The organism is Pseudohaliea rubra DSM 19751, assembly GCF_000764025.1.
GTDB lineage: Bacteria > Pseudomonadota > Gammaproteobacteria > Pseudomonadales > Halieaceae > Pseudohaliea > Pseudohaliea rubra.
Genome location: NZ_KN234811.1, coordinates 1 through 7,328, shown reverse-complemented (window position 1 = coordinate 7,328; position 7,328 = coordinate 1). Strand labels below are relative to the sequence as shown.

Here is a 7,328-nt window from a genome sequence, read left to right as displayed (position 1 = left end):
GCCAGCCTGCCGGACCTGGGCGCCGTGGACCTGCGCCGCCAGCCGCTGCGCGCCGGCCTGTCGCCGGCCCTGCTCACGGCGGTGGAGGAGACCCTGGGCCAGGGCGGCCAGGTACTGCTGTTCCTCAACCGGCGCGGCTACGCGAGCCGCCTGCAGTGCCACGACTGCGGCTGGGTGGCCGGCTGCGATCACTGCGATGCCCGGCTCACGGTGCATCGACGCCGCAAGCGGCTGCAGTGCCACCACTGCGGCGCCCGCAAACCGCTGCCCGTCGCCTGCCCGGCCTGCGGCGGGACGCAGCTGCTCGCGGGCGGTCTTGGCACGGAGCAGACGGAGGAGTTTCTCGCCGCCGCCCTGCCCCGCTGGCCCCTGTACCGGGTCGACTCCGACGCCATCGACAGCCCCGCCGCCATGGAGACCCTGCTGGCCGGGGTGGGCCGCGGCGAGCCGTGCATCCTCCTCGGCACGCAGATGCTCACCAAGGGCCACCACTTCCCGGCCGTGGCCCTGGTCGGCGTGGTCGACTGCGACGCCCTGCTCTTCGCCGGGGATTTCCGCGGCGAAGAGCGCCTCGCCCAGCTGCTCACGCAGGTCGCCGGTCGGGCCGGGCGCGCTGGCAGGCCCGGGCGCATGCTCCTGCAGAGCCACTACCCGGACCACCCCCTGCTACGGGCGATCCTCGAGCAACCCTACAACGAGGTCGCCACGGCACTGCTCGCCCGGCGCGTGGCTGCCGGCCTGCCTCCGGCGGGACAGATCGCCCTGGTCCGAGCGGACAGCCCGCGGGCCGGCGAGGGCGAGCGCTTCCTCGCCGCCTTGCGCCGGGACGCAGCGGCGATGCTGCCGCAGGGCACCCAGCTGGTCGGCCCCCTGCCCTCGGCTCTGCCGCGCCGCGCCGGGCGCTACCGGGACCAGCTCCTCTGCCTCAGCCCGGACCGGGCCCGGGGCGCCCTTGCCGCCGGGGCCCTGGTACAGGCCGGGGAGGCCCTGCGATCGCCTCGCGCTCTCAACTGGTTCCTCGAGATCGATCCCCTGGACACGCTCTGAAAACACCGTCGACAACGGTCGGCAACTGGCCACAGGCGCACAGACGCGCGATAATGGACAGCTCACGCAAAAGGCTGTTTTCCTGCATGAAGCTCACATGAAAGGCTTGATTGAGCACCTCCTCGGAGACGCGCTTGCGGCGCTGGTAGAAGACGGCACCCTGCCGGAGGGGACCTCGCCGGCAATCCAGGTAGAGCGCACCCGGGATGCGTCCCACGGTGACCTCGCCAGCAACGTCGCCCTCTCCCTGGCCAAGGCCGCGGCCATGAAGCCCCGGGATCTGGCCGAACGCATCATCGCGGCACTCCCCGCGGACCCGGCGGTCGCGCGCGCAGAGCTTGCGGGTCCGGGCTTCATCAATTTTTTCCTCGCCGCCGACGCCAGCACGGCGATCGTGGCGGAAGCCCTGCGCACCGGCGACCGCTTCGGTCAAAGCGACGAGGGTGCCGGACGGAAGGTGCAGGTGGAGTTTGTGTCCGCCAACCCCACGGGCCCCCTGCACGTTGGCCACGGCCGCGGCGCGGCTGTCGGCGACAGCCTCTGCCGCCTGCTCCGCGCCACCGGCTGGGACGTGTCCAGCGAGTTCTACTACAACGACGCCGGTCAGCAGATCGAGAACCTCGCCCGCTCCGTGCAGGCACGCTGCCACGGCAGGGCGCCCGGCGACCCGGGCTGGCCCGAGGACGGCTACCGCGGCGATTACATCACCGAGGTCGCCGAGGCCTACCTGCGGCGCGACAGCGTCGCCGCCGAGGACCGGCAGGTCTCCGGCGCCGGTGATCCGGAGGATCTCGAAGCGATCCGCGACTTTGCCGTGGCCTGGCTGCGCCACGAGCAGGATCTGGACCTCAAGGCCTTCGGCGTGGACTTCGACGCCTACTTCCTGGAGTCGTCGCTCTATCGTTCCGGCGAGGTCGAGGAGACCGTCCGGCTGCTGGTGGAGGGCGGCAAGACCTACGAGCAAGAGGGCGCCCTGTGGTTGCGTACCACGGCCTACGGCGACGACAAGGACCGCGTCATGCGCAAGGCCGACGGTGGCTACACCTACTTTCTGCCGGACGTTGCCTACCACCTTAATAAATGGCGCCGCGGCTTCGGCCGGGTAATCAACGAGCAGGGGGCGGACCATCACAGCACCGTGACCCGGGTCCGCGCGGGTCTGCAGGCCCTGGAGCAGGCCATACCCGAGGGCTGGCCCGACTACGTGCTGCACCAGATGGTCACCGTCATGCGCGACGGCCAGGAGGTGAAACTCTCCAAGCGCGCCGGCAGCTACGTTACCCTGCGCGACCTCATCGACGAGGTGGGTCGCGATGCCACCCGCTATTTCCTGGCGGCACGCGCGCCAAGCTCGCAGCTGACCTTCGATATCGACCTTGCCCTGTCGCAGAGCAACGACAACCCCGTGTACTACATCCAATACGCCCATGCGCGGGTGTGCAGCGTGCACCGGCGCCTTGCCGAGGCCGGACTGCCCTGGGACCGGGAGGCATCCCTGGCCGGGCTGACGCGCCTCGGCAACAGCGAAGAACAGGAACTGCTGCGGACCCTGGCCCGCTACCCGGAGATCGTCGCCCGGGCCGCCCGGGAGGCGGAGCCGCACGCGGTAGCCAACTACCTGCGCGAGCTGGCCGGACACTTTCACACGTTCTATAACGCGCACAAGGTCCTGGTGGACGACGCGGCGCTCCGGGATGCACGCGTGGCCCTGGCCGAGGCCGTGCGCCAGGCCATTGCCAACGGCCTCGCGCTGCTCGGAGTAAGCGCACCGGAGCGCATGTAGGATGGCGGGCAGCGGCCGGACACAGGGGCGTATACAGGGCCGCACACAGGGACAAGGCCGGCGCCAGGGCGCCAGCCGCCGCACGGCCGGCAGCGACGGTGAGGGCCGCGGCCGGCTGTTACGCTGGTACGGCAGCGGCGTCGCCACCGGTCTGCTCGCCAGCTTCCTGGTCTATCTCGCCACGCTCCCCGGAAAGCCGGGGATGGAAGCCCCCGCCGCGACGGCCGCAGCAGGCAGCGACGCGGCTGCACAGCCGCGCTACGAGTTCTTCGAGGTGCTGCCCCGGCAGACCATCGAGGTGGACGTGGATCCGGCCGAGGTCGCCGCCCAGCGCGGCACCGGCGACGAGGCCGTCTACCTGCTTCAGGCGGGCTCCTTCCGCCGCGCCGAGGATGCGGACCAGCGCCGCGCCGAGCTGCTCCTCCTTGGTCTCGAGCCCCGCGTGGAGGAGACCAAGGGCAGCAACGGTCGCTGGTACCGGGTTCTCCTCGGGCCTTTTCCGTCCCGCTCCCGCATGGCCGCCGCGCGCAGCCTGACGGCCCAGCAGAACATCGATACGCTCCTCATGCGGCGCGGCGCCTGAGGCGCCGGGGCCCTGGAATTGCCGCGGCCCTTGAATTAACACGGCAGCGGACCCATACCTCGAAGACAGCTCCCGGAGGCAGTACGTGAAGCAATTCGACGGCACCACCATCCTCTGCGTGCGCCGCGGTGACCGCGTCGTGATCGGCGGCGACGGCCAGGTGTCCATGGGGCACACAATCATGAAAGGCAACGCCCGCAAGGTGCGGCGTCTTTATAAGGATCGCGTCATCGCCGGCTTTGCCGGGGGCACCGCCGATGCCTTCACGCTCTTCGAGCTCTTCGAGGGGCAGCTGGAGAAACACCAGGGGCAGCTCGTGCGCGCCGCTGTGGCCCTGGCCAAGGCCTGGCGCACAGAGCGCAGCCTCCGCCAGCTCGAGGCACTGCTCGCAGTCGCCGACAGCGCCACCTCCCTGGTGATCTCCGGCAACGGCGACGTCATCGAGCCGGAGCACGACCTTGTTGCCATCGGTTCCGGCGGCAGCTACGCCCAGGCGGCAGCACTCGCGCTCATGGAGAACACGGACCTCGACGCCCGCAGCATCACCGAGAAGGCGCTGGCCATCGCCGGCGACATCTGCATCTACACCAACCACCAGCGCAGCTTTGAAGAGCTGGAGACCGGCCACTGACCATGTCCACCATGACCCCCCGGGAAATTGTCCACGCCCTGGACAAACATATCATCGGCCAGGAGGATGCGAAGCGCGCCGTCGCCATCGCCCTGCGCAACCGCTGGCGGCGCCAGCAGGTCGAAGGCGACCTGCGCGGCGAGATCACGCCGAAGAACATTCTCATGATCGGCCCCACGGGGGTCGGCAAGACCGAGATCGCCCGCCGCCTCGCGCGGCTCGCGAATGCGCCCTTCATCAAGGTCGAAGCGACCAAGTTCACGGAAGTGGGCTACGTCGGCCGGGACGTGGAGTCCATCATCCGCGATCTGGTGGAAACGGCGGTCAAGATGGAGCGCGAGGCCGCTGTGCGGCGTGTTCGTCCCCGCGCCGAGGAGGCCGCCGAGGAGCGCATCCTCGACCTGCTGCTGCCCGCGGGCCGCGATGGCGAGGGCGGCTCCGGAGAAAGCACCCGACAGCTGCTGCGCAAGAAGTTCCGCGAGGGCGCTCTCGACGAGCGCGAGATCGATGTGGAGCTCAGCAGCCAGGGACGCAGCGTCGACATCATGACCCCGCCCGGCATGGAGGAAATGACCAGCCAGCTGCAGAGCCTGTTCTCCAATCTTTCGAAACAGCAGCGCAAGACCCGCCGGCTGACCGTGAAGGCAGCCTTCGAGGCCCTTTGCGAAGAAGAGGCGGGGACCCTGGTCAACGAGGAGGAAATCGTCCAGCGGGCCAGAGACGCTGCGGAGCAGAACGGCATCGTTTTTGTCGACGAGCTCGACAAGGTCGCCAAGCGCGGTGAAACCGCCGGCGCCGATGTGTCGCGGGAAGGGGTCCAGCGGGACCTGCTCCCGCTCATCGAGGGCTGTACCGTCAGCACAAAGCACGGCATGCTGCGCACGGACCATATTCTGTTTATTGCTTCCGGGGCCTTCCACCTCTCCCGGCCCTCGGATCTGATCCCCGAGCTGCAGGGGCGCCTGCCGATCCGTGTCGAGCTGCAGGCACTGACGCCGGCGGACTTCCGCCGCATTCTCGCCGAGCCCGACGCCTCCCTGACGCGCCAGTACGAGGCTCTTCTGGCCACCGAGGGGCTGGCAGTGCGCTTCACCGATGACGGCCTCGACCGCATCGCCGAGCTCGCCTGGCAGCTCAACGAGACCACAGAAAACATCGGCGCCCGGCGCCTGCATACGGTCATGGAGCGGCTCCTTGAGGACGCCTCCTTCAGCGCTGCCGATGCAAGCCTGGCGAGTGACGAACTGGTGGTAGACGCAGCCTATGTTGACGGCCAGCTTGCAGAGCTGGCGCTGGACGAGGACCTGTCGCGCTTCATCCTGTAGGCCGCGCAAGCCTTGGGAGGCAGCGTTGAGCCGGCGTTGCGACCCTGTCGCGGCGGGGGCGCCGCTTCCACAGCAGCTCCGGCCAATAGAGCAGGCAGGAGGAGAGAACCCATGAGTGACCATGCGCCCCGACCGGAGGGCCTCAAACTGCGCCGCGGCTCCCGCGTGCTCGAAGTAAGCTACCCCGGCGAGGCGCCCTACGCGCTGTCCTTCGAATATCTGCGCGTGCATTCGCCCTCCGCGGAGGTGCGTGGCCACGGCCCTCACCAGGCGGTGCTGCAAACCGGCAAGAAACACGTGCTCGTCGAAACCGTGAGACCCGTTGGCCACTATGCCATTCAGCTGGTCTTCGACGACGGCCACGACAGCGGCATCTACGCCTGGGATCACCTGCGCGCCCTCTGTATCCATCACGACGCCTGGTGGCAGGATTACCTGGACCGGCTCGCCGCCGCCGGCGCCACCCGGGACCCGGAAACGCAGGTGCTCCAGTTCGACCCCTGAACCTCCGGGGCGCCTGACCCGCCGTGGCCTTCGCGCTACAATGGCGCCCCTAGCAGGCCCCGGGGGCATAGCAAGAGCGATTCACCATGACGGAAAAGGACACCACGCACTTCGGCTACCGTGAAGTGAACAAGGACGAAAAAGCCGGCCTGGTCGCCGGCGTTTTCGATTCCGTGGCCCAGCGCTACGACCTCATGAACGACCTCATGTCCGGCGGTATCCACCGGCTGTGGAAGCGCTTCACCATCGAGCTCTCCGGTGTGCGGCCGGGGCACAGCGTCCTCGACATCGCCGGCGGCACCGGCGACCTCGCGGCGAAGTTCAGCCGCCTGGTCGGTGAGGCAGGCCAGGTGGTGCTCGCCGATATCAACTACGCCATGCTTACCGTCGGCCGGGACAAGCTCCTGGATCACGGCCTGGCGGAGAACCTGGCGTTCGTCCAGGCCGACGCCCAGTACCTGCCTTTCCCGGACGCCAGCTTCGACTGCATCACCATCGCCTTCGGCCTGCGCAATGTCACCGACAAGGATCAGGCCCTGGGAGACATGCTGCGCGTGCTCAAGCCCGGCGGCCGGCTGCTTGTGCTCGAGTTCTCCAAGCCGAAGAACCCGCTCCTGTCAAAGGCCTATGACGCCTATTCCTTCAGCGTGCTGCCGGTCATGGGCCGCCTCGTCGCCGGCGACAGTGACAGCTACCGCTACCTCGCCGAGTCCATCCGCGTGCATCCGGACCAGGACACGCTGAAGGGCATGATGGAGGACGCGGGCTTTGCCCGGGTCGAGTACCACAACATGACCGGTGGCGTGGTCGCTCTGCACCGGGGGGTGAAAGCCTAGTGTCCGGTACACCGGAGCCATGATCGTCAGCCCCACCCTGCACACGGCCGCCGTGGCCGCGCTGGAGCAGGCCGTCAACGGCGCCCTCGCCCTGTCCCCGCACAGCCGCCGGGAGCTTGCTGCCCTCGCCGGCCGGGTCCTTGCCATAGACTGCACGGCGCCGCCCTTCAGCGTCTACCTGTTGCCCACCGCCGATGGCGAACTGGGGCTGCGCGGTGTTCACGAGGGGGCTGTGGACACACGGGTGCGCGGCAGCGGCAGCGCCTTCGCCGAGCTCGCCGGCTCCGCGGACCCGGCGGCCACGCTGGTGAACGGCGAGCTCTCTCTGGAGGGTAACAGCGCACCACTCACCGAGCTTTCGCGCATCGTCGCGGACCTCGATGTGGACTGGGAGGCCCCGCTGGTGGACACCCTTGGCGATGTCGCGGGACACCAGCTCGCCGCCGCTCTCCGCGACCTGTTCCGCTTCGGCCTCCACGCCGGCCGCAGCCTCACGCGACAGCTCGACGAGTTTCTGCACGAAGAAGCCAGAGTCACACCGCCGCGGGCAGAGCTTGAGGACTTCTACAGCGACGTGCAGGCCCTGGGCCTGGCCGTGGACCGTCTCGGCGCCCGCCTC

At 69.1% G+C, this 7,328-nt stretch carries 8 protein-coding genes; all 8 read left to right on the top strand.

The genetic code is table 11. The features are described from left to right. The coding region (gene priA, locus HRUBRA_RS14215) for a replication restart helicase PriA (RefSeq protein ID WP_035518258.1) at nucleotides 1–1,047 on the top strand (1,047 nt) is incomplete at its 5' end. 97 nt (nucleotides 1,048–1,144) lie between these two features. After that, complete coding sequence (gene argS / locus HRUBRA_RS14210) at nucleotides 1,145–2,830, top strand: arginine--tRNA ligase (RefSeq protein ID WP_035518255.1); 1,686 nt, start codon at nucleotides 1,145–1,147, stop codon at nucleotides 2,828–2,830. A gap of 1 nt (nucleotide 2,831) precedes the next feature. Next, nucleotides 2,832–3,413, top strand: coding sequence for an SPOR domain-containing protein (locus HRUBRA_RS14205; RefSeq protein WP_084592679.1), 582 nt, complete (start codon nucleotides 2,832–2,834; stop codon nucleotides 3,411–3,413). An 85-nt stretch (nucleotides 3,414–3,498) separates the two neighbouring features. Continuing rightward, the gene (gene hslV, locus HRUBRA_RS14200; RefSeq protein ID WP_035518254.1) at nucleotides 3,499–4,044 is read left to right on the top strand and encodes an ATP-dependent protease subunit HslV; all 546 of its coding nucleotides are present in this window, start codon (nucleotides 3,499–3,501) and stop codon (nucleotides 4,042–4,044) included. Between the two features lie 2 nt (nucleotides 4,045–4,046). After that, nucleotides 4,047–5,369: an ATP-dependent protease ATPase subunit HslU gene (hslU, locus tag HRUBRA_RS14195; protein WP_035518253.1), complete on the top strand. Its 1,323-nt coding sequence runs from the start codon at nucleotides 4,047–4,049 to the stop codon at nucleotides 5,367–5,369. A 111-nt stretch (nucleotides 5,370–5,480) separates the two neighbouring features. After that, nucleotides 5,481–5,873, top strand: coding sequence for a gamma-butyrobetaine hydroxylase family protein (locus HRUBRA_RS14190; RefSeq protein WP_035518251.1), 393 nt, complete (start codon nucleotides 5,481–5,483; stop codon nucleotides 5,871–5,873). 86 nt (nucleotides 5,874–5,959) lie between these two features. Beyond that, nucleotides 5,960–6,709, top strand: a complete 750-nt coding sequence (gene ubiE, locus HRUBRA_RS14185; RefSeq protein WP_035518249.1) for a bifunctional demethylmenaquinone methyltransferase/2-methoxy-6-polyprenyl-1,4-benzoquinol methylase UbiE — start codon at nucleotides 5,960–5,962, stop codon at nucleotides 6,707–6,709. 19 nt (nucleotides 6,710–6,728) lie between these two features. Further along, nucleotides 6,729–7,328, top strand: a 600-nt coding sequence (locus HRUBRA_RS14180; RefSeq protein ID WP_035518246.1) for a ubiquinone biosynthesis accessory factor UbiJ, incomplete at its 3' end; no start/stop codon positions are given.